The sequence below is a fragment of the Clostridium celatum DSM 1785 genome, from assembly GCF_000320405.1.
In the GTDB taxonomy this organism is placed as follows: domain Bacteria; phylum Bacillota; class Clostridia; order Clostridiales; family Clostridiaceae; genus Clostridium; species Clostridium celatum.
Genome location: NZ_KB291714.1, coordinates 1 through 1,361, shown reverse-complemented (window position 1 = coordinate 1,361; position 1,361 = coordinate 1). Strand labels below are relative to the sequence as shown.

At 31.5% G+C, this 1,361-nt stretch carries 1 protein-coding gene and 1 pseudogene; one reads left to right on the top strand and one right to left on the bottom strand.

The features are described from left to right. On the top strand, positions 1-834 hold an 834-nt coding region (locus tag HMPREF0216_RS15030; protein WP_005216047.1), incomplete at its 5' end, for an LPXTG cell wall anchor domain-containing protein. Positions 835-943: 109 nt separating this feature from the next. Here HMPREF0216_RS15030 and HMPREF0216_RS15025 read toward each other — a convergent pair. Next, a pseudogene (locus tag HMPREF0216_RS15025) lies at positions 944-1,361 on the bottom strand (carbon starvation CstA 5TM domain-containing protein); the annotation flags it as partial.

Below are 1,361 nucleotides of genomic sequence, written 5' to 3'. Positions count from 1 at the left end.
GAAAATTCAACTCAAGAAGAAGTAGATTCAGCCTTTGAAAGATTAGCAAATGCAATGCAAATGTTAGAATTCATTAAAGGAGATAAAACTCAATTAATTAATTTATTAGATAGAATTGAAGGATTAAATTCTGATGAATATATTAATGATACTTGGAGCAAATTACATGCTAGTGTAGAAAAAGCAAATGCTATTATAGCAGATGAAAATGCTCTTGAAGCAGAAGTAGCTGATTCTTATAAAGAACTTTTAAGAGCATTCTTAGAATTAAGATTAATACCAAGTAAGGATAAATTAGAAGGTTTAATCAATAAGGTTGAAGCTTTAGATGCTAGCAAATATACTATAGAATCTTGGAATAACCTACAAGCTAAATTAGGCATGGCTAGAGGAGTATTTGAAAATGAAGAAGCAACTGTAGCTGAAATATCAAATGCTGAAAATGAATTAAATGCAGCAGTTAATGCTTTAGTTGCAAATGTAGGTACAGGAAATGAAGAAGTACCTGAAAATCCAGGTAATACAGAAATTCTAGATAATAATGAAGTACCAGAAAATCCAGGAACTACTGAAACACCAACAAATCCAGATAAAAATGAAGTTGCAGATAATACTGAAAAGACAGAAGATAAGAATGAAAATGTAGCTTCAGATAATGTGGTAAGTGGTTCAAGTAGCTCAAGTAGTAATTCAAGTAGTGCAACAAACACTACAAGTCAATCACAAGGAAAAGATAATCTTCCTAAGACAGGTGGTGTAGCAGGAGTATTAGCTACAACTATAGGAGCTATTTTAGCAGGAGCAGGTGCAATATTATCAAAGAAAAGAAGATAGAAATATTAATAGAATTTCTAAATGAAGTTTTAGAGATAAAAAAGAAGTAATTGAAAACTGCGTAGATTAATCTACGCAGTTTTTTTGCTAATTTTGAAAGTTAGGATTTTTAATTAGCTTTAGCTTTTAAGGCTGGTATAAATGTACGGAATAAGAATAAGCATAAACATACAGCTGCAAAAATTATACCTACAGGATAGGCAATTGTTGTTGGAAGTTTAAAGCCTTCTTGTGCATATAAGATATAGGTACAACTTACCGCGGACATAAAGGTTGCAGGTACAGCTGCAATTAGTGATGAAACTGGTTTGTTTATCTTAGCGTATTTAGCAAGATATACAGAACCTGCCCAAAGAACTATCATAGCTAATGTTTGGTTTGACCATGAGAAATATCTCCAAACAACTGAATAGTCTATAAGTGAAATTAAATATCCAATTCCAAGTAGAGGAATAGCAAGCATTAATCTCTTAGGAATTTTAGTTTGGTCAATTTGGGAGAGTAGATAGATTTGTGTAAAAAACAAA